This window comes from Frankia sp. CcWB2 (genome assembly GCF_977927585.1).
Map to the genome: position 1 here is coordinate 1 of NZ_CDWRCM010000336.1, position 527 is coordinate 527.

At 67.4% G+C, this 527-nt stretch carries 1 pseudogene; it reads right to left on the minus strand.

What is annotated here, in order from left to right:
- Positions 1-187 (minus strand): annotated as a pseudogene (locus ACY45C_RS21345) (hypothetical protein); the annotation flags it as partial.
- Positions 188-527: the final 340 nt, after the last annotated feature.

Sequence of the window (527 nt, forward strand, 5' to 3'; positions counted from 1 at the left end):
GGTTCCGCTTCCAGGATCGGCTCCAGGACCAGGAGAAGGCTGCCAGGACGACCTGGCCACGGGTCACGGGAGTCCCTGACCGGCGCCATTTTCGGGCACCCTTCAGAATCTTTGTCTCCCGGACCGGAAACGGCCGGAACCGCTGCCTCTCCAGCTTCGCGCGAATGTTGGAAAGAAATTCCTCCACGCCACGCCCGGCCTCGATGACCCAGCCGGTCCGCCCGTCCACCCCGGTCGTGCGAGCCCCCTGTTCCCCCGGACCCGATGCCAGCCCAGGATCAGCACCAGCCGAGCCTGCCACGAGGTTATGTAAGTCAACAAACCGACGCTCACGGCCGTCGGCCGCCCAACGGTGCGGTTTCATCTGAATCCCCAGTACCCGCGCCCGAGCCTCGACGAGGCCCGGCCACGGCACCCCGGTATTCACCGGCGTCCTCCTGGCCTTTCAGCCTGCGAATCAGCCCACGAACCGCGGACGTGCTGCCATCCTTTCCCCTGTGCGCGGCTTTCCCGCGCCCGGCGCACAC